General features: G+C 43.2%; 25 protein-coding genes. 17 read left to right on the forward strand and 8 right to left on the reverse strand.

Annotated features, from left to right (window positions below):
• Positions 1-49: 49 nt before the first annotated feature.
• From MHI51_RS12770 to MHI51_RS12785, 4 genes are all read left to right on the forward strand, one after another.
• The gene (locus MHI51_RS12770) at positions 50-1,162 is read left to right on the forward strand and encodes a rhamnogalacturonan acetylesterase (protein WP_405173921.1); all 1,113 of its coding nucleotides are present in this window, start codon (positions 50-52) and stop codon (positions 1,160-1,162) included.
• Between the two features lie 112 nt (positions 1,163-1,274).
• On the forward strand, positions 1,275-2,066 hold the full coding sequence (locus MHI51_RS12775) for an SDR family oxidoreductase (RefSeq protein WP_405173922.1): 792 nt from the start codon (positions 1,275-1,277) through the stop codon (positions 2,064-2,066).
• Positions 2,067-2,247: 181 nt separating this feature from the next.
• A complete protein-coding gene (locus tag MHI51_RS12780; protein WP_036686231.1) occupies positions 2,248-2,964 on the forward strand; it encodes an MgtC/SapB family protein in 717 nt (238 codons plus the stop codon).
• Positions 2,965-3,048: 84 nt separating this feature from the next.
• Complete coding sequence (locus MHI51_RS12785) at positions 3,049-4,038, forward strand: aldose 1-epimerase (protein WP_076275846.1); 990 nt, start codon at positions 3,049-3,051, stop codon at positions 4,036-4,038.
• A gap of 79 nt (positions 4,039-4,117) precedes the next feature.
• On the opposite strand, the gene thrS is transcribed toward MHI51_RS12785, so the two are convergent.
• Positions 4,118-6,031, reverse strand: coding sequence for a threonine--tRNA ligase (gene thrS, locus MHI51_RS12790; RefSeq protein ID WP_076125897.1), 1,914 nt, complete (start codon positions 6,029-6,031; stop codon positions 4,118-4,120).
• Positions 6,032-6,504: 473 nt separating this feature from the next.
• On the opposite strand from thrS, the gene MHI51_RS12795 reads away from it, so the two are divergent.
• Both MHI51_RS12795 and MHI51_RS12800 read left to right on the forward strand, forming a co-directional pair.
• On the forward strand, positions 6,505-7,173 hold the full coding sequence (locus MHI51_RS12795; RefSeq protein ID WP_405173923.1) for a TraX family protein: 669 nt from the start codon (positions 6,505-6,507) through the stop codon (positions 7,171-7,173).
• A 92-nt stretch (positions 7,174-7,265) separates the two neighbouring features.
• Positions 7,266-8,783: a copper amine oxidase N-terminal domain-containing protein gene (locus MHI51_RS12800; protein WP_076125900.1), complete on the forward strand. Its 1,518-nt coding sequence runs from the start codon at positions 7,266-7,268 to the stop codon at positions 8,781-8,783.
• A 97-nt stretch (positions 8,784-8,880) separates the two neighbouring features.
• On the opposite strand, the gene MHI51_RS12805 is transcribed toward MHI51_RS12800, so the two are convergent.
• Positions 8,881-10,278: a metallophosphoesterase gene (locus tag MHI51_RS12805; RefSeq protein WP_405173924.1), complete on the reverse strand. Its 1,398-nt coding sequence runs from the start codon at positions 10,276-10,278 to the stop codon at positions 8,881-8,883.
• 272 nt (positions 10,279-10,550) lie between these two features.
• On the opposite strand from MHI51_RS12805, the gene MHI51_RS12810 reads away from it, so the two are divergent.
• Both MHI51_RS12810 and MHI51_RS12815 read left to right on the forward strand, forming a co-directional pair.
• Positions 10,551-11,150, forward strand: a complete 600-nt coding sequence (locus MHI51_RS12810) for a nitroreductase family protein (protein ID WP_076125903.1) — start codon at positions 10,551-10,553, stop codon at positions 11,148-11,150.
• A 71-nt stretch (positions 11,151-11,221) separates the two neighbouring features.
• On the forward strand, positions 11,222-11,416 hold the full coding sequence (locus MHI51_RS12815) for a hypothetical protein (protein WP_036686240.1): 195 nt from the start codon (positions 11,222-11,224) through the stop codon (positions 11,414-11,416).
• Between the two features lie 84 nt (positions 11,417-11,500).
• On the opposite strand, the gene MHI51_RS12820 is transcribed toward MHI51_RS12815, so the two are convergent.
• Complete coding sequence (locus tag MHI51_RS12820) at positions 11,501-12,658, reverse strand: peptidylprolyl isomerase (protein ID WP_076275844.1); 1,158 nt, start codon at positions 12,656-12,658, stop codon at positions 11,501-11,503.
• Between the two features lie 185 nt (positions 12,659-12,843).
• On the reverse strand, positions 12,844-13,179 hold the full coding sequence (locus MHI51_RS12825; RefSeq protein ID WP_036686243.1) for a LytTR family transcriptional regulator DNA-binding domain-containing protein: 336 nt from the start codon (positions 13,177-13,179) through the stop codon (positions 12,844-12,846).
• A 207-nt stretch (positions 13,180-13,386) separates the two neighbouring features.
• Here MHI51_RS12825 and MHI51_RS12830 point away from each other — a divergent pair, with 207 nt between their 5' ends.
• On the forward strand, positions 13,387-14,493 hold the full coding sequence (locus MHI51_RS12830) for a lactonase family protein (RefSeq protein WP_076217722.1): 1,107 nt from the start codon (positions 13,387-13,389) through the stop codon (positions 14,491-14,493).
• A 137-nt stretch (positions 14,494-14,630) separates the two neighbouring features.
• Here MHI51_RS12830 and hfq read toward each other — a convergent pair whose 3' ends face one another.
• Positions 14,631-14,852 (reverse strand): RNA chaperone Hfq, encoded by a 222-nt coding sequence (gene hfq, locus MHI51_RS12835; protein ID WP_036686247.1) that lies wholly within the window; start codon positions 14,850-14,852, stop codon positions 14,631-14,633.
• Between the two features lie 111 nt (positions 14,853-14,963).
• Between hfq and MHI51_RS12840 the strand changes: the two genes are divergently transcribed.
• Positions 14,964-15,605: a phosphatase PAP2 family protein gene (locus tag MHI51_RS12840; RefSeq protein WP_076125909.1), complete on the forward strand. Its 642-nt coding sequence runs from the start codon at positions 14,964-14,966 to the stop codon at positions 15,603-15,605.
• A gap of 68 nt (positions 15,606-15,673) precedes the next feature.
• On the opposite strand, the gene MHI51_RS12845 is transcribed toward MHI51_RS12840, so the two are convergent.
• Entirely contained in the window at positions 15,674-16,177 is a 504-nt protein-coding gene (locus MHI51_RS12845; protein ID WP_076217723.1) for a hypothetical protein, read from the reverse strand.
• 184 nt (positions 16,178-16,361) lie between these two features.
• Here MHI51_RS12845 and MHI51_RS12850 point away from each other — a divergent pair, with 184 nt between their 5' ends.
• From MHI51_RS12850 to MHI51_RS12860, 3 genes are all read left to right on the forward strand, one after another.
• On the forward strand, positions 16,362-17,405 hold the full coding sequence (locus MHI51_RS12850; RefSeq protein ID WP_076125912.1) for an aromatic acid exporter family protein: 1,044 nt from the start codon (positions 16,362-16,364) through the stop codon (positions 17,403-17,405).
• Positions 17,406-17,624: 219 nt separating this feature from the next.
• The gene (gene helD, locus MHI51_RS12855; protein WP_076275843.1) at positions 17,625-19,976 is read left to right on the forward strand and encodes an RNA polymerase recycling motor HelD; all 2,352 of its coding nucleotides are present in this window, start codon (positions 17,625-17,627) and stop codon (positions 19,974-19,976) included.
• 132 nt (positions 19,977-20,108) lie between these two features.
• Positions 20,109-21,422: an MFS transporter gene (locus MHI51_RS12860; protein ID WP_081387369.1), complete on the forward strand. Its 1,314-nt coding sequence runs from the start codon at positions 20,109-20,111 to the stop codon at positions 21,420-21,422.
• A 56-nt stretch (positions 21,423-21,478) separates the two neighbouring features.
• On the opposite strand, the gene fsa is transcribed toward MHI51_RS12860, so the two are convergent.
• Entirely contained in the window at positions 21,479-22,126 is a 648-nt protein-coding gene (fsa, locus tag MHI51_RS12865) for a fructose-6-phosphate aldolase (RefSeq protein WP_036686257.1), read from the reverse strand.
• Positions 22,127-22,357: 231 nt separating this feature from the next.
• On the opposite strand from fsa, the gene MHI51_RS12870 reads away from it, so the two are divergent.
• The gene (locus MHI51_RS12870) at positions 22,358-22,813 is read left to right on the forward strand and encodes a hypothetical protein (RefSeq protein WP_076217724.1); all 456 of its coding nucleotides are present in this window, start codon (positions 22,358-22,360) and stop codon (positions 22,811-22,813) included.
• Between the two features lie 149 nt (positions 22,814-22,962).
• On the opposite strand, the gene MHI51_RS12875 is transcribed toward MHI51_RS12870, so the two are convergent.
• Positions 22,963-23,160 carry a hypothetical protein gene (locus MHI51_RS12875; protein WP_076183447.1) on the reverse strand — a complete coding sequence of 66 codons (198 nt, stop codon included), beginning with the start codon at positions 23,158-23,160 and terminating at the stop codon, positions 22,963-22,965.
• Positions 23,161-23,241: 81 nt separating this feature from the next.
• Between MHI51_RS12875 and rpiA the strand changes: the two genes are divergently transcribed.
• Genes rpiA through MHI51_RS12890 form a run of 3 tightly spaced genes read left to right on the forward strand, consistent with a single transcriptional unit; the run spans position 23,242 to position 24,839 of the window.
• A complete protein-coding gene (gene rpiA, locus MHI51_RS12880; protein ID WP_342410899.1) occupies positions 23,242-23,922 on the forward strand; it encodes a ribose-5-phosphate isomerase RpiA in 681 nt (226 codons plus the stop codon).
• Positions 23,919-24,395, forward strand: a complete 477-nt coding sequence (locus tag MHI51_RS12885) for a VanZ family protein (RefSeq protein WP_081387368.1) — start codon at positions 23,919-23,921, stop codon at positions 24,393-24,395. The genes rpiA and MHI51_RS12885 overlap by 4 nt, the downstream gene beginning before the upstream one ends.
• Before the next feature lie 3 nt (positions 24,396-24,398).
• A complete protein-coding gene (locus MHI51_RS12890) occupies positions 24,399-24,839 on the forward strand; it encodes a GNAT family N-acetyltransferase (protein WP_076125920.1) in 441 nt (146 codons plus the stop codon).
• Positions 24,840-24,944 lie beyond the last annotated feature (105 nt).

The raw sequence follows: 24,944 nt of genomic DNA on the forward strand, positions 1-24,944 counted from the left end.
AACGAATATAAATGTTTTAAATCTCTAATTAAGAAAGGTGCGGCTGAATTTGGATAGCTATCGTTTTGATTTTGGGATTAAGGAAGCTGAGCCTGGCTACACCAAAATTCGGCCGGACACATCTTATTCTAAGGAAATAGGGTATGGTTTCACTTCTGATTCCTCCGTCTTTGGTCGTTTCAGAGGGGGAACAGATATACTGCGAAGCGATTGCTGCATCCCACAGAAAGCAGTTTTTCTTCTGGATCTCTCGAATGGGATCTACCGTGTTACGCTGCTGTTGGGTGATGCTCTGGCAGATACCAGCACATTTATCAAAGCTGGAGAAGGCAAGTTCGTATTGGACACGCTAAATGTGCCTGCGGGCCAATATTTGCGCGAATCCTTTGCAATTAGGGTTAAGGATGGGCAGCTAAAGCTATCGTTCTCGGGTGCGGCACCGCGTATTAACGCCTTGGACATTCAGATGGACAATGAAGCGCTAGTCTTATTTCTGGCGGGAGATTCCACGGTGACCGATCAAGGGGAAGAAGGTTACCCCTATGCGGGGTGGGGCCAACTGCTGCCACGCTGCTTCAAAGCCGGAATAGCTGTAGATAACCGAGCACTTTCTGGACGCAGTTCCAAGAGTTTTATTGAGGAAGGGCATTTGGAGGGCATTGCCGCAGATATCAGACCCAGAGATTATCTGTTCATCCAGTTTGGACATAATGATTCCAAAACTGATGATTTAAGACATACCGAGCCCTTTACTACATATAAAGAACATTTGCTCCGGTTGATTACAGTCGCCCGAGAAGCGGGGGCCTATCCGGTTCTTGTGAGCTCTGTACATCGGCGAAGATTTGATAGTGAAGAAGCAATTGTAGACACGCATGGAGATTATTTAATCGCCATGCGGGAACTCGCAGATACCGAGCAGGTTCCACTGATTGATTTAGCCGAGAAGAGCCGCAAGCTCTTTGAAGCTTATGGCTCAGAGGGCTCAAAAGATTTATTCATGTGGAGCTATCCAGGAGAATTTATTGCGCATCCAGGTGGGGTGCAGGATAATACACATTTTCAGATTTTAGGGGCTCGTCTTCTAGCTGAGCTTATAGTGGAAGGGATCCGGGAAGTTGGATTAAACGATCTCATCATTCATCTTCGTCAGGGAGAATAATAATCCTAAAGGAAAAGTAAATATCTGTCGGTTCAACTTCTGTATGCAAGGTTAAGGTTAAGGAAAGAACTTAACTGGAAGACTTGCATGATAAGAAGGAGGATATCACGATATGGCAGATAAAAAGCTTGTAGGTAAGGTTGCAGTTGTAACCGGAGGCGGCTCAGGAATTGGCCGGGCAACCGTGCTTGAGTTCGCACGTAACGGAGCCAAAGTTGTATTATTGGACAGAACTGTAGAGAACGCTGAAAGGGTTAGACAGCAAGTGGAGAAAGAGGGCGGAGAAGCCCTAGTTATCGAATGTGATGTTGCTGAACCACCACAAGTGGAAGCGGCGATAAATAAGGCGGCCGCGAAATGGGGTCGTCTTGATGTTGTTTTTGCCAACGCAGGGATTAATGGGGCGATGACGCCTATTGAAACGATGGATATTGAAGCTTGGGATCAGACCATTCATATTAACCTGCGTGGAACCTTCGCGACTGTTAAATATGCGATACCGCATCTAAAAGAAAGCGGAGGCAGCATCCTGATCAACAGCTCCATTAACGGAAATCGTGTATTTTCTAATGTTGGTTTTTCTGCTTACAGTACGACAAAGGCAGGACAGGTTGCTTTTATGAAAATGGCGGCACTGGAACTGGCTCAATTTCAAATCCGCGTAAATGCGATCTGTCCTGGGGCTATAAAGACCAATATAGATGACAACACTTTTCCATCAGAGGATCTGAAAGAAGTGAAAATCCCAGTAGAATTTCCTGAGGGAGATCAACCGTTGGAAGAAGGTCCGGGGCGACCTGATCAAGTAGCGAAGCTGGCGCTGTTTCTGGCGTCTGAAGATTCAGATCATATTACGGGGACGGAAATTTATTGTGACGGTGCAGAGTCGCTTCTGCATGGTTAGTTTTTCAACATAATCTTGGCCTCTCATAACGGATTCCATCCTCGTCGCTATGCCGGACCACACGGGTCGAAAGAGCATATGCGCTGAGGATGGTTATGCCGTTTTTTGTTGTAAAATAAAGCTAATCATTATCTCCAATTTCCGTTATAATGGAGTATCTCTGGAGAAAGGAGATTGCGATATGGATTTTCAATTGGAATCATTAATGAAGTTACTAGTGGCCATGCTGTTCGGGCTGTTCATCGGGATTGACCGACAGATCAAGCAGAAACCGCTGGGGATACGGACCAGTATGGTCATAAGCATTGCGAGCTGTCTTGTCACAGTGGTGTCTATCCATGCCTTTGATAAGTTCGCAGGACCAGAGCATCCCAACATGGACCCAATGCGGCTTGCGGCTCAGATTGTCAGCGGGATTGGTTTTTTGGGTGCGGGTGTTATTCTGCGTAGAGGCGGAGATGCCATTTCGGGCCTTACTTCGGCAGCACTCATCTGGACAGCTTCTGGAATTGGTATAGCTGTGGGTGCGGGATTCTATATTGAGGCAGCATATGCGGTTATTCTGCTGATGTTTGCTGTGAATTTAGTTCCTCATTTAATCCGTTCGCTAGGACCAGAAGTACTGAATAAACATGAAGTTTCAGTGAGGATCATTATGGAAGCTAATTTTGTGCTTACAGAAGTGATCCAAAAAATCGAGCGGCCTCAGGTCAGCTCGCAGCGTAGTACTAGAGGTCCATCCCGAGCGATTCGAAGAATGAAAATTAAAGATTTGGAAGATGGCAGACAAATGATCGATATGGTGATCTCAGCACCGGATCGGGATTACGCAACAGAAATCTATTACGATGTGAAGAAAATTGAACATGTAATGAGCGTAGAAGTGGAGCAATTGTAAAAAGAGCATGTCACCTCATGACTAGATGTGGTAATCTATCAAGTGGAGACAATTATCAGACACTGGAAGGGAGAACAATATATTATGTCAATCACAGCGTATGAAGGACAATATGAAGGAGAAGCAGCTATCTGGTTGAAAGCCGGTCGTTATGAGGCAGCTATTCTGCCAGGCATTGGCGGCAACCTGATCTGTTTCCGTGATACCGAAAACGGATATCGCTTCCTGCATGAGCCTGGAGCTGAAGAAATGGAAGCCTTCAAGGCAAGTCCGGGGATTCACGGAATTCCTGTATTATTTCCTCCAAATCGTTATGAGGATGGTAAATTTCCATGGAATGGTCAAACTTATCAATTCCCAGTAAATGAAGTTGCAACGGGCAACCATTTACACGGATTTTTACATACTGCAGCTTGGGAAGTCGAAGAATATGGCAGCGGTAAGACTGAAAGCTTCGTAACCGTATTCATCAAGGTGGATGAGAATCATCCTTCTTATCAGTATTTGCCACATAAGTATACGATCAAATTGCGTTATACCCTCGGCGAAGGAGGATTATCTCAACAGGTGTTGGTGCACAATGATGGAGAAGATGTGATGCCTTGCTTGCTGGCATTCCACACTGCCATTAACGCACCTTTCGCACCAGGAAGCACGGCACAAGATTACCGCGTAAAAGCTACTATTGGCGAGCGATGGGAGCTCAACGACCGCATGCTGCCAACAGGCAAATTCCAGGCGTTGGAGCCAGGAGAAGTTCAGCTTCGTGAAGAAGGTGTGAATCCATATTTTGCATCGATGGACAATCACTACACGGCTGTACCTCAGAACGGACGCAACCGGATGGAGCTTACCGATAGCAAAGCTGGAGTAACCTTGGTGTACGATGTAGGGACTTCGTACAAACAATGGATGATCTGGAATAATGGTGCTACAGAACAGTTCTTCTGCCCTGAACCACAAATTAACTTGGTAAATGCGCCAATGGTAGATCTTCCTGCTGATGAAATCGGCTTGTTCAGCCTGAAACCAGGCGAATATTGGGAAGAAAGCAGCCGCCTGTACGTAAAATAGAGTTCAGTTGACATGAATAGGTTATAAAGAAGGGGCTGTCTCAAACGTAGTTTCTCTACGATTAGACAGCCCCTTAAATTTATCTTTTACTAATAATCTCTTCATTAATCTGTTCAATGATGTCTTGGATACTCTTCGAACCAAGGTCACCTTCACCACGTTTTCTTACAGAGACAGTGTCGGAATTTTTTTCGTTCTCTCCAAGTACGAGCATGTAAGGTGCTTTTTCAAGCTGAGCTTCACGAATTTTGTAGCCTAACTTCTCATTTCGGATATCTACTTCGACACGAATGCCAGCCTTCTCCATGTGATGCTTCACTTGCAGTGCATAGTCAACATAGTTCTCAGAGACTGGCAATAACTTCGCATGAACAGGTGCGAGCCACAGTGGGAAAGCTCCAGCGAAATGTTCAGTAATAATCCCCATAAAACGATCGATCGACCCATAAACAGCGCGATGGATTACGACCGGGCGATGTTTAAGATTATCTTCCCCGATGTAAGTAAGATCGAATTTCTCTGGCATTTGCCAATCTAGTTGGATTGTTCCACATTGCCAGCTTCGTTTTAGCGCATCTAAGATATGGAAATCAATCTTAGGTCCATAGAACGCGCCATCCCCTTCATTCACACGATATTCGATCCCGAGATTGTCTAATACATTTTGTAAAGATTGTTCAGCCTGATCCCATAATTCTTCAGATCCCATATAATCTGCCGGCCGAGTAGATAATTCAATCTTATACTCAAAGCCGAACACTTGATAAATATGGTCAATCAGTGAGATTACCCGTCTTATTTCATCCTCAATTTGCTCTGGCAAAACGAAGAGGTGAGCATCATCCTGGCAGAAAGTGCGGACTCTCATCATCCCGTTCAGTGCTCCGGAATATTCATGGCGATGCACTTGACCGAATTCCGAGATACGGATAGGCAGTTCCCGGTAGGAATGCAGATTATTTTTGAAAATTAGCATATGCCCAGGGCAGTTCATCGGCTTAAGGGCAAATTTTGTTTCATCTACATCTGTGAAATACATATTGTCCTTGTAGTGATCCCAGTGTCCTGACTGCTCCCAAAGCCGATTGTTCATCATCAGCGGTGTGCGAACTTCATCGTAATCTCTCTGTCTTTGTAATTCCCGGGCAAAGTTCTCAAGCTCTGTACGGATTGTCATTCCCTTGGGAAGATAGAAGGGCATGCCTGGCGCTTCTTCAGAGAACATGAACAACTCAAGTTCTTTGCCGAGCTTACGGTGGTCACGTTTTTTAGCTTCTTCAAGAAACAGTAAATGTTCCTCTAACTGCGCTTTTTTAGGAAAGGCAGTTCCATAAATACGTTGCAGCATTTTGTTATTGGAATCTCCACGCCAGTAGGCACCCGCTACATTCAACAGCTTAAAGGCTTTGACCAAGCCAGTAGAGGGAAGATGTGGCCCACGGCAAAGATCGGAGAATTCACCTTGATCATAAATAGTTAATACTGTGTCTTCCGGCAGATCATGAATAAGCTCCAGCTTTAAAGGCTCATTTAGCTCTTCAAAAAGTTTAATGGCCTCTGCGCGGCTCACCACACGGCGGACAATCTGGTGATTCTCTTGGATGATTTTCGCCATTTCTTGTTCGATTGCAGCAAGATCATCAGTGGATAGAGGTTTCTCAATATCAATGTCATAGTAGAAGCCGTCTTCGATAACAGGACCTATGCCTAGCTGGACAGCTTTATCTCCATATATACGTTTTATGGCCTGCGCCATGATATGTGCAGTACTGTGTCTATAAACCTCAAGACCGTCTTTGCTATCCAACGTAACAATATCGAGCCGGCAATCATGTTCGATCGCTTGGTTTAGATCAACAGATTTTCCATCAATTTTTCCAGCTACAGCATTTTTTTTCAGACTGGTACTTATGGCACCTGCTGCTTCTTTAATCGTTGTTCCTTGCAGTACCTCTCTAATTGTTCCATCTTGCAGTGTTACCTTGATCTTCATGATTTTAGCCTCCATTTCTCAAATATTGTTAGTTGTGAACGCAAAAAAACGCATCTCTCCCAGAAAGGGACGAGTGCGTTCAGCTCGTGGTTCCACCCTAATTCGACCTGTCATATAGACAGGACCTCATTGGTATCCGATATCGGGGATAAATCGGTGCCGCATACTACCGAAAAAACAAAGTTCTACGGATTCAGCGCCACGGCTACAAAGGGGTAACTTCACAACCGGTAACTGGAGAAGCTTGCAGCCTGGACTTCTCTCTCTGGACAGTTCGTGTAGGAAATCATGTCTTTGATCATTGCCATATTCTGTTGCTAGTTAATATTACTCAATAGTATTCGATAAAGTCAAGGGGGGAGGTGCACAGAAATCGGATGATCGTTTCTACGCGGTCTTCATTTGCTTATTGGTAAAGGAAATGAGGATGGACTTGGCGAATTTATATTTCAACATGCTTAAGGGGGATTGTAATGCAGATTATTGCCATGCTGACGATGCTAATCGACCATATTGGCTATATCTTTTTCCCGGAGAATCTTGCTTGGAGATATGTAGGGAGAATAGCTTTTCCGATTTATTGTTATGGGCTTGTGCAGGGACATATCCATACTTCATCCAGACCTAAATATTTATTTCGGTTGCTCTTGATTGCGATTATTGCCCAGATTCCCTATAATCTAGCGCTAAATTCTGGTGGCTGGAACGTGGTGTTTACGTTATTGCTGTCAGCAATCGTACTGGTAATTTTGGACAAGCTGCCTTCACTATGGCTTGGTATACCTGTGGTAATTGCTGTTATAGTGTTAATGGATTATTACCCTATAGATTATAATGCGTACGGTTTGCTCTTAGTATTGATTTTTCGTTATACGAAATCGTACTGGCTTGTTGGAGCCCATCTGGCACTGAATCTTTTCTATATGTTTTATAATTATTGGGTTGTACAGATGCTCAGTATTTTACCTACCTTGCTGATTGCTTTTACGCCTTTAATTTGGGATCGCTTGGAGCGGCACCGGGTTCCGCGCTGGATGTGGTGGTCATTTTATCCTGCACATTTACTGATGTTGGCGATAGTTAAGGCTGTAATTTACAAGGATTGGGCTCAGATCGAATGGCGAAGTTTGTTGAATATCTAAACATTTTACAATAAAAGGAACTTTGATTTACAAAACTTACCTTAGCTGAGATAATGGATTGATTTCACAAAATAAGATGAAGGAGACATGCTATGAGTAGAGTTAAAGCGAAATTGAAGTGGTTTTTGCCTTTTGTCGCACTGATGCTAGTTCTTGCCGGCTGTCAGTCGGTAGGGGGGTTCGATGTTAATAAGGCGTTGATTGGGGATGTTGATGTTAAATCATCAGAATCCAGTATGACTTTTTCCATGAATGCTGAGCCCATAGAGGGAATTAGCGCGGAAGATAAGGAAATGGTTGATCTTATTAATTCTTTTTCCTTGAATATTAGTAAAGCTAAGTTACAAGATAATGGGAGTTTATCGGCCCAAGGAACTGTTGGTTATAAACAATTGAATATTCCATTCACCTTGTTTATGGACAAACAAACACTTGCTTTTACAGTTGAAGGAGCAAAACAACCGTTCTACTTCCCTGTACAAGGATACGATGAAATCTTAGGTGAAGTAGGATTGGATACGGCAAAAGCTGAAGATGTCAGTAAGCTGTTGACGAAATTCGTTGTTAAGAATCTTCCAAATCCTGGCGTAATCAACATTACACCGGTTAGTGATGCTGTGTATGGTGAGCAGTTGAACATGACGAAGCTGCATGCAGAAGTGACTGGTGATGAGCTTCCTGCATTGTTAAAAGGCTTCCTGAAGTCTGTTTCCAAAGACACAGAAGGTTTTACTGAATTGGTGGGTGGTCTTTACGACTATCTGTACCCTGTGATCAAAGCTATGGATGAAGACGGTTCTGGCGATATTTTCAATCTGGGATTCGGAGATATTCCACTGGATGATAAAGAAGCTGTCGTAACTGTATTGCATGATGCTGCCAAATTGGCTGTTGATGCATTGCTGCTAGTATATGACAATCAAGTGGACAGTCTTTACAAATCAACTCCTGAGATGAAGACCGTGTTGAGTAAGGATACGAAGTTATCTGTTGATATTTTCGTTGATAGTGCTCTGCATGTGCGTAAACAGAATGTTGATCTGAAAGTGGCTCTTCCGGGTACCGAGGATTTCCCATTGAAGAGCCTCTCGCTTAAAGCTTCCAGTCAGATTTGGAACATTGGCGGTGCTGTAACCGCTGATCCAATCAGCACTGAAGGTGCACTTGATATTTCTTCCGGACTTACACCTGGAGAGACTTTGAGAAACTTTGCCCCAGATTCTGATGTATATCGTATATTGAAGGATGATCTGGGCATTACGAAGAGAACCATTGTTATCGAACCTGATGACGAATATTATTACCCGATTGTAGACAAGAACACTACTTATATCCCACTGCGTTATTTGGCAGAAGATTTAGATGCTACTGTAGAATGGGATACGGCCAATCGTGCAATTAACGTTACTGATGGTGTGTACGGAGATAAACTGGTATTCAAAATCGGTTCTTCCGAAGCCTTGATTAACGGCACGGCTGTAAAGCTTGCCCAACCTGTATTTGTTGACGAGTATGGCGATGCATATGTATCCTTGCGTCTGCTTGCTGAAGCGCTTCATGCTACTGTGTCGGTAGATGAAGATGGTTGGATTACTATTGTACGGAAATAGTTGTATCTTAACGATTAATTAACACAATAAACCCAGCTTCCATCTGACGCATAAATGCGGGTGGAGGCTGGGTTTTTCATATGAATACATAATCCAGTTATTGCTTCGTTAATACCACCTCTAAAGCTATATTACTAAGCTCTTTATCCTCTGTCATACTTTGGATGTATCCACCTAAGAAACCTTCTTGTAGGCCTTCCCAAAGCTTGTAGCCTGGCATCGCTTTAATATCTTCTGAGGAGCTGCCGGCTGTCCCCGCGAAATATCTTACATTTAGCTTGGCCATTACCTCTGCCATCGATGCCTTTTCAGACTGCGTAAAGGAACTCTCCTTTAAACCATCCATAGCTTTGTTATAAGAGTTTGTAGCAAAAGTATCCTCAGCATAGGTCTTGAAGTTTAAAAGATTCTGATCTGTATTGCCATTAGCTTTAGCCCATCCCTCTACATTTAAGGGCGTTGCTTCATAATTGACGGTTCTGCTCAGGGGATCGAAGGTCATCGCTCCGTATTGATGTGGATAGACAGCCATTGCACTTGTTGCGATATCATAAATTGGCGTTTCTTCCGAAGAAGTTACCGGGTCTACCCGGATGTCCTGCATATGGATATGGCCTGACAAGACTAAATTAAGTTCATTTTCACGAAGTACCTTTATTGTTTCCTGACTGTTGTTAAGCTTAAAGCCTGAAACAGACATAGAGGTGTGGCTTAGTAGATTGTGGTGCATAACCGTGAGAACAGAAGCATGCTCCTTGGCAGCCAGTTTAACAGAATTATCTATCCATGATAGGGTAGAGGCGGTCAGGCGTCCGTCCGTTTGGGGGAAACCGTATTTCTGATTGTTATGATATTGGCTGCTGTCAATCATAAGGAGCCATAAATTTGGCGCTGCCTTAACGATGTAACTTAGTGATTCTTTATCACGTGATACAGCTTCTTTGTAACCGAAATCCTCATACATCTTGGTAAAGTCTTTGTCTGTAATGGAATCCGTAACAAGCTGCTTATCCCCGCTGAAGGATCTGGCCCAAGGATTAAATAAATCGTGGTTGCCTGGAATGACATAAACAGAGGTTCCTTGTGCTTCGATTCGCTTTAATTTTTGGGTTAGCTCCTGATGGCTGCTGCGTTCTCCGTTATTTGTTAAATCTCCACTCAGGATGAGAAAATCAGGCTTCTGCTGCTCAGCGTCATAAACCAAGGTTTCAAGGATTTCATCACTGTAAGGCAGCATTTTTCCATCACCGCCAGTTACATATTTTTGAAAAGCTGTACCGCTATCCTGTAGCTTCTTATCTAAGAAGTGAGTGTCCGTTGCCACCCAGAAAGTGAGGGGGTGAAGATCATTCGGATCTTGTGCTGTTGAGGTTAAATTAGACGAATTTGTGTCTTTACAGCTAGTTAGAGCCAAGCTCATTGAAAGGAGCAGCAATAATGAGATTAAGGCTGATTTTCTATGCCGAACAAGGGCTTTCTCGCTTGGGAATTTCATGAGCATAACCTTCCTTCTATACATTTGCTGCACTATTGTAGCGCATTTTAGCTCGTGGTGTATATCGGAAAAGGAAGAGGGCAGTTTCTAGCCCGCCTGAAGTGATTAATGATTAATAGATCAGGTGCATAATTAAGCCCATAAATGCGACAATAAGAGTTGGCAACGAATATACCCGACAAAATAAGTTGTGAATAACTGTTGTGTTTTCAGAAAAAAGGTGCTAAGATATACAAAAGTAAGTTACTAAAATTAATGGAGGTAGTTATTTTATGTCTAACAATTTCTTTGAAGCAGTAAAAGGAAGACGTTCCATATATGCCCTTAGTAAAGAATCTACGATTTCGGATGCACAAATTGTAGAAATCGTTGAACAAGCGGTGCTACATAGCCCAACTTCTTTCAACTCCCAAAGCTCAAGAGCCGTTGTTCTTCTTGGAGAACAACACGATAAACTATGGGATATCACTACAGAAACTTTGCGTAAAATCGTTCCTGCCGAACAATTTGAAGGAACAGCGCAAAAATTAGCGTCTTTCAAAGCAGGTTACGGTTCCGTACTATTCTTTGAAGATCAAACGGTAGTGAAGAGCCTGCAAGAGAACTTCGCTCTATATGCTGAGAACTTCCCAATTTGGGCTAACCAATCCTCTGGTATTCTGCAATTTGTAGTATGGACAGCACTTTCTGAAGCAGGTGTAGGTGCATCCTTGCAGCACTATAATCCACTGATTGATGATGAAGTAAAAGAAGCATGGGGCATCCCGCAAGAATGGAAATTGATTGCTCAATTGCCATTTGGTAAAACAGTTACTCCTGCTGGTGAGAAACAATTCCAACCGATTGAAGATCGTGTTAAAGTCTTTAAATAAGTGAAATAAGCGTTTGAAACCTCCTTAACCAGGCTAAGTATGTATATAGACTGGTTAAGGAGGTTTTTGGTATGCCATGGAACAAAGAGGATTATCCAGAATCATTGAAGAACTTCACAGCACCTGTTCGCAATAAGGCAATCGATATTGCGAATGCGCTCCTCGAAGATGGTTATGAGGAGGGGCGGGCGATTTCAATTGCCACAGCGCAGGCGAAAGAGTGGGGGGAGAACCACGATAAACAAATCCGTAAAAAAGGCCATTAAGGTTTAATCAAAGGCCTGAACATAGAAATAAAAAAAAGCAGGACAGCGTTTATTAACGCTTGTCCTGCTTTTTGACGGGCACAATTATTTAGTGGATTCATTTCCTGCTGCTGCGCTTGCAGTTGGCTCAGCTGTTGCAGCTGCATCTTCTTTAGCGTCAGTAAGTGTGTTCGTGATTTTTGCTTTTTCAGTTGTTTCTGACATCCAAGTGGAGGACAGAGCGGAAACCTTTTGCGAAACTAGTGTTTTACGAATTTCATCTTTCTTTTCTTCCAGTGTATAGTCTTTAGCATCTTTATGGTCGGTTACTTTAATGATGTGATAACCATAATCGGATTTGACAGCATCACTGGTTTCACCAACTTTTAGCTTAAAGGCTACATCAGAGAATTCAGCTACCATATCGCCACGTTTGAAGAAGTCTAGATCTCCGCCATTATCCTTGGAACCCGTATCAGAGGATTTTTCCTTGGCAAGAGTAGCGAAATCTGCGCCTTCTTTCAGTTGTTTCAGAATTGCATCTGCTTCTTCTTTAGTCTCAACGAGAATGTGGGAAGCGCGAACTTGTTCTTCTTCACTGAAAGTAGCTTTATTTGTGTCATAGTATTCTTTGATTTCATCATCCGTTACAGTGACTTGTGGCTCAAGGATTTTACGCAGCTTTACTTGCAGCGGCATTTGCTTTTTCAAGTCGTCTACAGTCATTGAGCTTTGGGACAAAGCAGCATTAAAGGCAGCTTCTCCGCCGAATTGTGCTTTAAGATCTTCAAGTTCAGTGTTGATGTCTTCATCTGTAACAGTTACGTTAGCTTTTTTAGCCTCTTGATCAACAAGCTCAGTTGTAATCATAGATTGCAGCGTGCTTTCTCCGCCTGCTTCGATCAATTTATCATAAAGTTGTTCTTTTGTGATTTTTGTTCCGTTTACTGTTGCAACAGCTTTTTTGCTGTCGTCTTTTTGGACGACCAGAACAATGATTAGTGCTGCAGCTAATACGATAGAGGCAATCATCCAAGCTTTATTGCTTCTAGGAGCAGTCGGAGGTGTAGGTGGCGTAGCGTTGTTCGCACCGACTTTGTTCATTACTGGAATACTGTCTGCTTTTGTTGTATTCACAGGTTCCTCAGCAGCAACTTGCGCTACTTCAACCTCTTCATTGATAATCTCGGAAGTGTTCAATTCTTCTTCCGTGGTACCGTTGTTTTCTAAGTTCTCATTTCCATTCAGATCTTTTTTGTCCATTATTAGTAATGACTCCCTTCAATATAGGTGTTGCTTGTCTATTTACAACTTTAACAGAAATCCTAATCCTAAACCTTAAGAAAGTATAAAAAAAGGCAGGATCTTTTTAAGTTTCTATTAATAAAAAGCAAAAAGCCGGAAATGGCATCAGTAACATGCCCTTCCGGCTAATGGGAATAAGATGTCTACTTCAGTCCTTTCAGAAGATGACGAATGCTTTCTTGTTTTCGTCTTGGGACACGTACGTTTTTAGCATACAGGCCCATTTCACCGAAATAAATGCAGTCATCTGCGATAGAGCTGATCTTGTTCAGGTTGACATAACAGCCACCGTACACATGATAATAACTTGAATTGGACAACAATCGATTTAATTGCTCGGCAGTCATTCTCTTTTTTATGTTATAGTTTCTGCCGTGAAAAATGACCAAATCATGGTCCCCGACCTTAAAGAACAGAATGTCTGTTTCCACCTCGAAGTCCTCGTACACATTTCTGGCTTCCAGCAGGATGCTACTCATTCATGTTCCCCCTTTATACGGAATAAAAGACTAATGTTAGCGCTTTCATTATATCACAACAGTTAATCGTTGGAAAGACCCATTTTTGAATTGTTTCGTACATTTCTAACTTTATCGTTTGTAATTAACGTTTAAAAATTGTAGATTATATAGATGATCACATCTAATGAGTGTGAAGTAGCAATACTTTTGAGGAGGAATATAGAGATGAATGAGCAGAATAAGTTATTGCTGTTTACAGGTTCTTATGCAAGTGCCGCGGAAAGCGGAGTGCAGGTGTTTGAATTCGATGGAGCTGCAGGTGGTACGCTAAAGCTGCTGGATTCGGTGCAGGGCTTAACTAATCCTACCTTTGTTAATGTAGATACCGCTGAAAAACGTCTATATGCTATAGGAGAAAAACCGAATGGTGAGGGTGGAAAAGAAGGCGAGGTTGTTACCTTTGCCATTGATCCAAAAGACGGGAAATTGAGTGAACTGAAACGCATTCCCTCCATGCCTGCTTCTGGCAACCGTCAAACAACCACCTGCCATATCAATAGAGATTTGAATGATGAATACGTTGTTGTATGTAGTTATCATGGTGGAAGCGTTGGTTTGATCAAATTAAATGAAGAGAAAGCTGCGGATCAATTAGTTGATGTGGCCGTACATTCAGGTCATGGCCAGCATCCTGAACGGCAGGACCGCCCTCATCCCCATTCCGCTATTTTTAGTCCGGACGGGCAGTATGTGTTTGTATCTGATCTTGGGCTTGATTTAATTCGTGCCTATAGAATCAATAGAGAAACCAATAAGCTAGAAGTGCATGGTGATACGGCGCTGCATCCAGGAGCGGGACCACGCCACTTCACTTTTCATCCAGACGGAAAGTCTGCTTATGTAATTAACGAGGTGGATTCCACCATTACATCGTTTACATATGACAGTGCCGCAGGCACTCTGCACACTGTAGATACAGTGCCGACGCTGCCTGATGATTTTAACGAAGAGAATACTTGCGCTGAAATCGCCATTTCCAAGGACGGAAAATATCTGTACGCTTCAAACCGTGGGGCTGATAATATCGCTGTGTATGCTGTGGATAATGCATCTGCTAAGCTTACACATCTGGAATATGTATCTACTCGTGGGGGACATCCACGTCACTTCGCATTGACACCAGATGGAGCTTATCTTATCGTGGCAAATCGTGATGCGAATAACCTGGTTGTATTTTCAATAGAAGCGGCAAGTGGCCGACTCGAATTTACTGGAAATACAGCTGAAGTATCCAAACCGGTATGTGTGAAGCCCGTAAATGTTCCTGTATAAAGTTACTCCATTTGAAGAGTGAATCAGTGATCTTGGGAAATGCTAAAGGGAACACCGGATATAAAGTCCGGTGTTCCCTTTTTTTTGAAAATAAAAGTCTGTGATTATCTGGTTGATGTGGTGAATGAGGGAGTAGACTATTTGAGCGAAACGGGCTTAAGAGGTACAATAGTGGATACTGCAGATTTGAATAGTACATTTTGCCTGCCATCACCTTGACCTTGTAAAGTGATTGTGAAAGCATCGTACGAAGTTACGAGCCCTTGCATTTTCACACCATTCGTCGTAAAAATCGTCACAGGCACCTTTGTGGAAATGAACTGGTTCAACAATCGTTCTTGCAATTTTAAACTCTCCACTTTGGCAGCACTCCATCTTCTGTGAATTTTTTTCTCTCAATAATTATAACATGGGTTAGTCCCTCACTGGAAATGAGATCAACAGTCACCTGAATAGACATGGAGGTATTTATGCTTTATTATCAGAACTGGTCTAGAGCTTTTCGCTTTTTTTTAGGGTTTGCTGCTTGTTTCGCCGTTATAGCTGTCCTTGTAAGTATGAATAAGGTATCAACCTTTGATAACTATATTATTGATGGGGTACAATCAGCGGAATCACCGGGGTTGACCTCATTCGCCAAAGGTTTATCTCTGATTGGTTCCTCTAAGATCGCTATTGGCCTATCTATCGTTACCATGGCACTGCTCTATTTTTTGCTGAAACACCGATTTGAATTAATCTTGTTCCTGTGGGTTGGATTAGGCTCACAGCTCTTGAATACAATAATGAAGTTATGTTTTCACAGAGAACGTCCGAATTTACATCGCATTGTTGAAGAGATTGGTTATAGTTTTCCGAGCGGGCACTCAATGGCAGCATTCTCTTTGTACGGCGTTATTGCCTTTTTATTGTGGCGTCATCTGCGGCGGAGGCATGAACGGGTCTTATTAATAATGTTCGCCGTATTCATGACCGTGGGGATTGGCTGGAGCCGTATCTATCTGGGTGTTCATTACCCGAGTGACGTAATTGGGGGATATATGGCTAGTGGCGCTTGGCTGATGTTGTCCATTTGTTTATTTCAAATCTACAAGAGCTCGCGTAAGAAGTAGGATAGATACAAAAACGGATATCTTTCATAACGCATGAAGATATCCGTCTTTATGTGTAAGAGGATTGTTTAAGGAGTCGTCACATGTTGTTCAGATGTTTTGCGATCCTGGAATTGCCCCATTTTGCTTATTCTTTGCTTCAGCATCGCAGGAAGTCCTGCTTTAAGCTTTTGGGCTTCGTCTTTTGTCAGACGTCCTTCGGTGATGGCTTGATCCAGCCGTTGGTTTGCCGATTCGCAGAGCTTCTGAATATATTGATCTTCCGTCCAGCCTTTTTTCTCAAGAGCAAGCTGCGGGAGCGTTTTGCCTGCTTTCAGGCTATTGATTAGCTCTGTACGATCCATTTCCAGCAGTTTAGCCGTTTCAAAAATAATGAAATGTCCACCAGCCCTAACCTTTCCGTCTTTTCCTGGATGGTGACCGTGACCTTTCTCTGAAGGATGGGCACCAGGTGCGGTGGCTGTAGGGGTTACATTCTCAGCAGAAGCACTTCCGATTGGCGCAAGGGCTGGAGACAGGCTGAGAAAAATAACGGTCGTGAAAGTCATTAATCTTTTGATATTGTTATTCATTCACTCACCTCGTATGTTATGTGATAGGCACTACTCGAATTAGTATTCCCTGAAAGCTGAAAGAAACATGAGTGAGAGCTTAAAGGTTCTTAAAATTCATCAACTCCAGGCTGGGGTAATTAGAAGTACGAGGGTTCGCTGATGTTCATATTGTAGCGTGGGCTAATTTTTAGGAGGGATAGGTTTGGCTTTAGGAGCTCGCATATTTAAAACAGGTTTGGCCGTTACGCTAGCCCTGTATTTAGCTGTAATGCTTCAATTTCCTTCTGCCGTGGGTGCAGGGATTGCGGCGATTTTCGCTATGCAGCCCTCTATTTATCGCTCTTGGCGTTATTTTCTTGACCAGCTCACGACTAGTACAATGGGGGCCGTTCTGGCTTTACTCGGAGGGATGCTGTTATCCAACAGCCCAATAGCAGTCGGTTTGGTCTGTATTCTAGTCATTATGATCAGTATGAAAATCAACCGGGCGGATACGATAAGTCTTACGTTAGTTACTGTAATAACAGTGATGGAGGCTTCGGGTGAATGGCAGTTCGCACTTAATCGTTTTTTATTAACTTTGACAGGTATTGTTTCTGCATTTCTAATCAATATTATTGTCGTTCCTCCAAAACCTCGTAAGCAATACATTAAGCAAATTGAGAATGTTTTTTCAAGCCTCTCTTTATTGCTGAGAACAGCGGTTTCTCATGAGATGAAGGAAAGTGTATTTCGTGATGAAAAAAATGCTTTGCATTCATCCATAAAATCGTTGGCTGATAAGTATGCATTGTTTGAGGAGGAGCAGAAGCAGTTAAAACGGGCCAAGTATAGCCAGACAAGACAAATGGTTGTGTATAAGAACCTGTTAGCTTCTTTGCAAAAAGGTTACGATGTTCTCGAGGCCGTAGATCGGCATTATTTCCAGGCGGATCGGACCGAACATACAGATGCTCTATTTGATAATCATTTGGAACATTTAATCAAATATCATCAGCACATCTTACTTAAGTTTGAAGACAAATTAAAGCCCAATGCCAATGAATCCGAACCCTTGGGAGAAGACAATGATGAATTCCTGAATACCGCGATTTTGGGGTATAATGCAGAGAAAATAGGTCAGCTGCGTTTATATGTTGTGGCTGCTGCAATTTATGATTACGGATATCAATTGGAGCGCTTAGATAAAGTGGCCGATCAGATGAATCGTATAGCGGAGGATAAAGAATCTGTGCATGAAGCCTAAACATAACCTTGTGAAGAGCAACATATAAGCTTTGTAACAGCAAAAAATCCGGTTCCACAGGGACCGGATCATCTATTTAAGAGAATACTTGAAATCTCAAACTGAAATTGCTAAAATGATAAGATATCGAATAAGTATGCATTTAAAAACATAAATATGCAAATTTATCATATCATGATTCAAATGGAATGTCAACCTTCCAAAAGGGGATGAAATGTAGTGGATAACAATAAAAGTCAGTGGAAAGAGGAACAGGAACGGGTTGACGGAGTAATCAAGCTTTTGTCCGCCCATATTCGCAATTTATCAGAGGAGCTTGGACTTCATCGCAGTGATGTAGTGGATATGCGGAAAGACTTCTGGGAAGAGGTAACCGTAAACTTCAGTAGCCCGGATGATTTGGGAGAAACCTCAACAAGTCTTCGCCAACAGTCCCAAATCCTAAATGAACGGGAACGTCATCATTTGCAATCAAGCAAGGCGCTGAAAAAATATAAAAAGCTGGTTGTCTCTCCTTACTTTGGCCGAATTGATTTCACAGAGGAACCAAAGGGCGGGCTGGAAAAGATTTATCTAGGGATTGGATCCTTGATGGAGGATGATGGCACCTTTTTGATCTATGACTGGCGTGCGCCTATCTCCAGTCTGTATTATGACGGAGCCCCAGGTCCTGCAGCTTATGAAACACCTGGAGGATTAGTCTCCGGAACAATGAATCTTAAACGCCAGTTTGTTATTGCTGACGGTGTAATTGAAGTTATGTTTGACACTGGGGTTACGATCGGGGATGAGCTGCTGCAGCAGGTGCTAAGTCATAGCGCTGACGATCGAATGAAAAGTATTGTTGCTACAATTCAAAAAGAGCAAAATGCGATAATCCGCAACGACAAAAGCCGGATGCTAGTTGTGCAAGGAGCAGCGGGAAGCGGAAAAACCTCTGCTGCATTGCAGCGGGTAGCTTATCTTCTATATAAATACCGTGAAGTATTATCAGCAGATCAAATGCTGCTGTTCTCACCGAATCCGCTGTTTAACAGCTATGTATCTACAGTGCTCCCGGAGCTAGGCGAAGAAAATATGCAGCAAACAACGTTTCAAATGTATTTAGAACATCGTCTTGGACATGAATTCCTGCTGGAAGATGTCTTTAGTCAGACCGAAAGTTTACTTAATGCTCCTGAGGGTCCTGAGGTTGCTATACGCAGAGAAGGCATTGCCTATAAATCGTCCGTCCCTTTCCTTGATGTGATTCGGCGGTATGCTACGTTGTTGGAGCAGGAGGGTATGCTTTTTAAACCTTTAATGTTTCAAGGGAAAGCAGTGGTCAGTAAAGAAGAAATGGAACGCCAGTTCTACGCGTACGATCCTGCCATAAAGCTTGCAAATCGTGTGGATTTGATGATCCGCTGGCTGCTAAAGAAAATTGCAGATTTTACTCATGAGGAAAGAAATGCGAAGTGGGTCGAAGATCAGATCGAGCTGCTGGATTCCAGCGATTATCACCGTGCATATCAGATGTTGCGTCGGAAGAAGAAAGCTTCGCAGGATAGCTTTGACGATTTTGATACGGAAAAAGAAGTGTTATCTCGTTATGTAGTCAGCCAGCGGCTCAAACCCCTGCGGGGTTGGACTAAACGGGGGCGTTTTGTGGACGTTAAGGGCTTGTACAGCACGTTATTTACAGATCGCGAGCTTATGGTGCGCCTCAATGGAGATTATCCTTTACCAGAGGTGTGGGATGATATCTGTGAGCAGACATTGGAATCCATTGGAGTGAACGAGCTTGCTTATGAGGATGCTACGCCATTCCTTTATCTGAAGGAGTTAAGCCAAGGCTTCCGGACCAACACACTGATCCGTCATGTGATTGTAGATGAGGTACAAGACTATTCTCCATTCCAATTAGAGTTCATGCGGCGTTTATTTCCAAGAGCAAAAATGACCGTGTTAGGCGACCTGAACCAGGCCATTTATGCGCAAGGTGAGGTACTGGGGGATTTGTCTAGTCTCGTAAGTATATATGGTGAAGAGAACACAGAAGTGATCTCGTTAACCCAAAGCTACCGTTCAACTTATGAGATCGTGGAGTTTACGCGGTCAATGATCCCTGGAGGAGAACGAATCGTACCTTTTAATCGGCGGGGAGAAGAACCCCAGATAAGTGTGGTATCCAGCGAGAAGGAGCTTCTGAATGCTGTGGAACAGGATATCCGCAAGCTGCATTCTGAGGGATATCATTATGTGGCGGTCATCTGCAAAACAGCGGAGGAAAGCGCAAGGGTTCATGCTGAACTGAATCGTAGCCTGCCGGTGAGACTTGTTACAAAGGAAACACCGAATTTTCAGAAGGGGACACTGGTTCTGCCTGCTTATTTAGCCAAAGGCGTGGAGTTTGATGCGGTCGTCATCTATGATGGCTCGGCTGAACAATATGGCAGAGAAAGTGAACGCAAATTGTTTTATACGGCGTGCACTCGGGCTATGCACTTGCTGCACATTTTTAGTCTGGGTGAACCTAGCCATTTTATACCGTCCGCTAATGTGGCATCTTTAAGCGCCGGGTCGCTGTAAGCATAGATTTCTTCATTTTAAGATCGTCCTTTTCGCAGCAGCGGAGGGACGGTCTTTTTGTTTTCATGAATAAAGAAGGGCGAACAAACCACAATAAAGAATGTTGTACACAATGACAAAGGTGGTCAGTTCATGAAGGAAAGAAAATGGGATCTGCTTGCCTTAGCATCAATCCCACTAATAATGACCCTCGGTAACTCCATGCTGCTGCCTATTCTGCCGCAGATCTCCAAAGAACTCGGCATTAGCGCTTTTCAAGTCAGTATGCTGATTACCGTGTATGGATTGATGGCAATTGTAATGATCCCTATTGCAGGTTATCTGTCAGACCGTTTTGGGCGAAAGAAGGTTATTCTTCCGAGTTTAATCATTGCCGCAATTGGCGGTGCTGTCTGCGTGGTGGCTGCTTGGTTTATGAAGGGGGTTAGCGCTTATTGGGTGATCTTAGCGGGGCGTCTGTTGCAAGGAATTGGTGCAGCGGGTGCTTTTCCAATTGTAATCCCCTTTGTAGGCGATTTGTTCAAGGAAGAAGAAGATGTGAGCAAAAGTCTGGGAATCATTGAGACCTCCAATACGTTCGGTAAAGTACTCAGTCCAATTCTTGGTGCCTATCTTGGGATCTGGCTCTGGTTTGCTCCTTTTATTGCAATTCCCATTCTATGTCTAATTTCATTTTTGTTAGTCTTATTTCTGGTCCGAAAACCCGAAGCAAAGGATGAACCTGAGAAACAGGAACTTCGGGCGTTTTTATCTGGAATTGTGAGCGTTTTACGTAAAAAGGGACGTTGGTTGTACGCTATTTTTGCCATAGGCGGCATCTGTATGTTTGTGACCTTTGGTGTCCAATTCTATTTATCAGAAATGCTGGAAACTAAATATAAAATGCACGGAGCGACGAAGGGGTTTGTGCTGGCGATACCGCTTGCCCTCTTATGTCTGTCCTCCTATGGAACAGGAAAGATCATTGGTCAGAATAAAACGCTAATGAAATGGCTGGGCTTTGGGGGCATGGTGTTACTGACTGCGGCGATGATTTGTGCGGGATTCAACAAAGGCATTTATTTTTTAGTAGGGTTTATGGGTTTAGGCTGTGTTGGAATCGGAATTGTACTTCCCTGTATGGATGCTTTAATCACGGAGGGGATTGAGAAGGAGAACAGCGGCACAATCACCGCTCTTTATAGTAGTATGAGGTTTATAGGGGTAGCGTTGGGGCCACCGGTGGTATCGTTGCTGCTAAGCAGTGGGCATTGGGTCTTGTTTGCGTTGATGGCTACAGTAGGGGCAATTGGTGGATTGCTGACCTTGTTTGCAGTAACTCCGAGTAAGGGGGAAAAGGGGGAGCCAGGCGTTAAAGACAAAGAGAAGATAATTCCTCCGATCTGGCCGAAACGTGTTCGCCAAACCTCCTCAATGTCTCTGGATGGAAAAAAGGGCTATCCCTAAGCTGCGTAGCCGCAGCTTGTGGGATAGCCCTCTTGATAAAAGAATAAAAGATATTCTTAGGCTTGTGGAACGGATTCCCAATCCTTCAAGAAACGTTCAATACCGTTATCTGTCAGCGGGTGCTTCCAAAGGGTTGGCAGAAGTGAACCTGGGATTGTAGCGATGTGTGCACCAGCAATAGCTGCTTGCTCAACATGAGCAATGTTGCGGATACTTGCTGCAATGATCTCGGATTTCAAGTTGTAGTTAGTCAGGATAGTTTTCAGATCCTTGATCAGCTTCATTCCGTCAACACCGATATCATCCAGACGACCTACGAAAGGAGAGATATAAGTTGCGCCTGCTTTAGCAGCCATCAAACCTTGAGCCGCGGAAAATACTAGTGTAACGTTAGTTTTGATGCCTTTTTTAGTAAGCTCATAACAAGCTTCCAAGCCATCTTCAGTCATAGGGAGTTTAATTACAACGTTTGGAGCCCATTCAGCAATTTCGTATGCTTCTTTAAGCATTTCTTCTGCTGTAAGTCCGATTACTTCTGCGCTTACAGGTCCTGGAACGATTGCAACGATTTCTTTGATAACATCCTTGAACAATCTTCCTTCTTTAGCGATCAGCGAAGGGTTAGTCGTTACGCCATCCACTAGTCCTAGGCGAGTAATACGTTTGATTTCTTCAATGTTTCCGGTATCCAAGAAAAACTTCATTTTAAATTTCCTCCCTTGATTTCCATATGGATTGACAAGCAACATTCATATTTACATTATGAGACATGCAAATCAAAGTTTCAACTGTTATTTTGAATATTTCAAAATAACTTTATAGAATCAGTATTACCTGTATGCGCTGAATTTCAGATAATATAAGATTGGCTTAGGCCTCCCTCCATGATAATATATAACCGGAATTGTTATTTTGGAGTGGGAGGTGGGGATGGGATGATGTATGCGATATTGGTGATTTTACTTGTGCTTGTGCTGGCAGCAGCGGGATTCCTTGCCTACCAAAACAGCAAGTTGGTGTCTAATCAGAAGAAACTCGGTACTTCATCAAGTGATCCTTCCCTTATGTATTCTATCTTTGACCAATCTTGTGCAGCTGGTGTTGAAGAACCTGAGGCCATTCCGTTATTTCAATACACTGTATTTGCGCGGTCGAATGGAGCGGTTGTAGTGAACAAGCCTGTAGCTATGATTATTTTGTGCAGAGTTGCAGCGGGAAAAGGGGATTACTTATTGGCTGATGTCGAGCGTAATATGCTTGACAAGATTAGTAGGCCAATGCCTTTGGATGCGTATTCTGAGCATAAAGCCTACTTACACAGGACGGCTAATCACACAGAAAAAGAGATGATTCTCAATCTAGAGGATGCAGTGAATTTACAATATACATAGAGTAGGGTGAAAGATATTGATTTTTTGCTCTGCGCAAAGCATAATACAAATTTGGATATAAAAAAAGAATCAAACAGCCGGAAGCAATAGCGTTTTATGTAAACACAGCTACCGGAATTGTTTGGTAAAATAATGGATGGCAGTCAGCCTTAGGCATGATATCTCCCTACGGGTGCATTAAGCACCCATTCCAGCATCATGACCATATCTTCAACTCTAGTGAGCTGAGCTTGTAGGTTATCTTGCTGTGGGCTGTTCTCTGTTAATGAAGCTAATCTTGATTCCAGAGATCTGCGCTGCAGTGTCAATTCGTTGATTTTAGATTGAATTTGGTTTTCGGTTCTCATCCGGAATCCTCCTGAACAATAGGTGATTTCAACATCATCATAGATCATTATAACGGATAACATGGGGGTAATAAAATGAGTATCAATGTTAAACAATTAGCCGCGGAAAAAGCAGTGGAATTTGTAAAAGATGGCATGAAGATCGGCCTTGGCACTGGATCTACAGCCTATTGGGCGATCAACAAGCTTGGTGAGCGCGTCAGTGAAGGTCTGAAAATTACCGCTGTAGCAACCTCCCGTGCTTCCGAAGAACAGGCGCGTGAACTTGGGATTCCAATCGTAGCTTTTGGAGATATTGATAGTCTGGACCTGACCATTGACGGAGCGGACGAGCTGGATAGTAGTCTACAGCTTATTAAAGGTGGCGGTGGCGCGCTGCTTCGGGAGAAGATTGTTGCGAGTAACAGTACTCGTATGATCGTTATTGCTGATGAGAGTAAAGTGGTAAACACACTTGGCAAATTCCCGCTGCCTGTGGAAATTGTTCCTTTTGCATGGGAATGGACTGTGGCTGAACTTGCCAAGCTGGGTTGCAATCCTGAATTGCGTCGTAGCGGAGAAGAGCTGTACAAGACAGATAACGGCAATTACATCGCAGACTGCCGGTTCGAAGTCATTGAGTCCGCACCGAAGCTGGCACTGACCATCCAAAGTATTCCAGGAGTTGTGGAACACGGCTTATTTGTTGGAATTGCAGCAATGGCTATTGTGGGTAAAAAAGATGGAAGCATTGAAATTATAGAAGTTAAACCGGGCAATTGATCATTCGTAGATCTGGAGAATCTAGCAGTTTACGAAAGCTGAGAGCATTGACACGGATAGGGCTGACTCTGTATAGTGCTACTGTTATCTATTGGATGTTCATCGGTTTTGGGCGTGAGATCCATACAGGTGGCCCGCTTCAGTACAATTTGATTCCATTACGTACGGTGTCACTTTATTTCGACATGAATAACGGGGTATCGCTGATCAGCCGGTTTGTGAATCTGCTTGGAAATGTTGTTGTGTTTATTCCAATTGGTATACTAATTCCACTTGCAAAGACACGGCCAATTTCTTGGAAAAGAATCTCTTTATATGCTGTTCCTTGCATCCTGCTTTTGGAGTCTCTGCAAATGCTGCTGCATGTCGGAAGCTTTGATATTGATGATCTATTGTTAAACATGTTAGGGATATGGACAGGTTACTGTATGTTTCGAATCGGGTACAGAAGCAACAGAGAAGGAGGAATGTGAACAATGTTGGTAGATCTTAAATCCCTTATTGGTTCGCCTGAGGTGAACGAGCTGTTGACGTATGCGGTCATTGATGACCCCAACGCGTTGGAGCAGACATCGTCTGAGTACAGCGAACAAGCCGGGCTGCAGTTATATGGCTGGGAAGAAGAAGAACTCCTGCTTGGTCTTGTAGGCTTCGAAGAAACCGAAGACGGTTCTTTGGACATTCGGCATATTGCCGTCTTGCCAGAGAATAGAGGGAAAGGTTATGCACGGGGGATGATTCTGGAGCTGCTCGCTACTCGTCAGCCGCGTTATCTGGTAGCTGAGACTGAGGATGAAATCGCCGCAGATTTTTATCGTAGTCTAGGGTTCATGGTGTACAGCTTAGGAGAGAATGAAGCCGGAATTGAAATGTTAAGATGTGTATACGAAGTTGAAGAGACCGAGGATGAGGACTAAAAAGTCTTTGAAGGTCATAAAATGGCAGGTCGAGAGGAATCTCGGCCTGTTTTTTTTGCGTTTTGCCTTTAAATGCCCGAAAAAAAGCCAATTGACTTTTATAAA

The organism is Paenibacillus sp. FSL H8-0260 (assembly GCF_045040625.1).
In the GTDB taxonomy this organism is placed as follows: domain Bacteria; phylum Bacillota; class Bacilli; order Paenibacillales; family Paenibacillaceae; genus Paenibacillus_AQ; species Paenibacillus_AQ odorifer.

Excerpts from the sequence above, each read along its gene's own strand:
- MHI51_RS12805 (WP_405173924.1), bottom strand. The coding sequence starts at position 10,278 with ATGAAATTCCCAAGCGAGAAAGCCCTTGTTCGGCATAGAAAATCAGCC.
- MHI51_RS12875 (WP_076183447.1), bottom strand. The coding sequence starts at position 23,160 with ATGAGAACCGAAAACCAAATTCAATCTAAAATCAACGAATTGACACTG.
- MHI51_RS12820 (WP_076275844.1), bottom strand. The coding sequence starts at position 12,658 with ATGGACAAAAAAGATCTGAATGGAAATGAGAACTTAGAAAACAACGGT.
- thrS (WP_076125897.1), bottom strand. The coding sequence starts at position 6,031 with ATGAAGATCAAGGTAACACTGCAAGATGGAACAATTAGAGAGGTACTG.
- MHI51_RS12815 (WP_036686240.1), top strand. The coding sequence starts at position 11,222 with ATGCCATGGAACAAAGAGGATTATCCAGAATCATTGAAGAACTTCACA.
- MHI51_RS12870 (WP_076217724.1), top strand. The coding sequence starts at position 22,358 with ATGATGTATGCGATATTGGTGATTTTACTTGTGCTTGTGCTGGCAGCA.
- MHI51_RS12845 (WP_076217723.1), bottom strand. The coding sequence starts at position 16,177 with ATGAATAACAATATCAAAAGATTAATGACTTTCACGACCGTTATTTTT.
- MHI51_RS12800 (WP_076125900.1), top strand. The coding sequence starts at position 7,266 with ATGAGTAGAGTTAAAGCGAAATTGAAGTGGTTTTTGCCTTTTGTCGCA.
- MHI51_RS12840 (WP_076125909.1), top strand. The coding sequence starts at position 14,964 with ATGCTTTATTATCAGAACTGGTCTAGAGCTTTTCGCTTTTTTTTAGGG.
- MHI51_RS12810 (WP_076125903.1), top strand. The coding sequence starts at position 10,551 with ATGTCTAACAATTTCTTTGAAGCAGTAAAAGGAAGACGTTCCATATAT.
- MHI51_RS12825 (WP_036686243.1), bottom strand. The coding sequence starts at position 13,179 with ATGAGTAGCATCCTGCTGGAAGCCAGAAATGTGTACGAGGACTTCGAG.
- MHI51_RS12780 (WP_036686231.1), top strand. The coding sequence starts at position 2,248 with ATGGATTTTCAATTGGAATCATTAATGAAGTTACTAGTGGCCATGCTG.
- MHI51_RS12795 (WP_405173923.1), top strand. The coding sequence starts at position 6,505 with ATGCAGATTATTGCCATGCTGACGATGCTAATCGACCATATTGGCTAT.
- MHI51_RS12785 (WP_076275846.1), top strand. The coding sequence starts at position 3,049 with ATGTCAATCACAGCGTATGAAGGACAATATGAAGGAGAAGCAGCTATC.
- MHI51_RS12890 (WP_076125920.1), top strand. The coding sequence starts at position 24,399 with ATGTTGGTAGATCTTAAATCCCTTATTGGTTCGCCTGAGGTGAACGAG.
- MHI51_RS12860 (WP_081387369.1), top strand. The coding sequence starts at position 20,109 with ATGAAGGAAAGAAAATGGGATCTGCTTGCCTTAGCATCAATCCCACTA.
- fsa (WP_036686257.1), bottom strand. The coding sequence starts at position 22,126 with ATGAAGTTTTTCTTGGATACCGGAAACATTGAAGAAATCAAACGTATT.
- MHI51_RS12775 (WP_405173922.1), top strand. The coding sequence starts at position 1,275 with ATGGCAGATAAAAAGCTTGTAGGTAAGGTTGCAGTTGTAACCGGAGGC.
- MHI51_RS12830 (WP_076217722.1), top strand. The coding sequence starts at position 13,387 with ATGAATGAGCAGAATAAGTTATTGCTGTTTACAGGTTCTTATGCAAGT.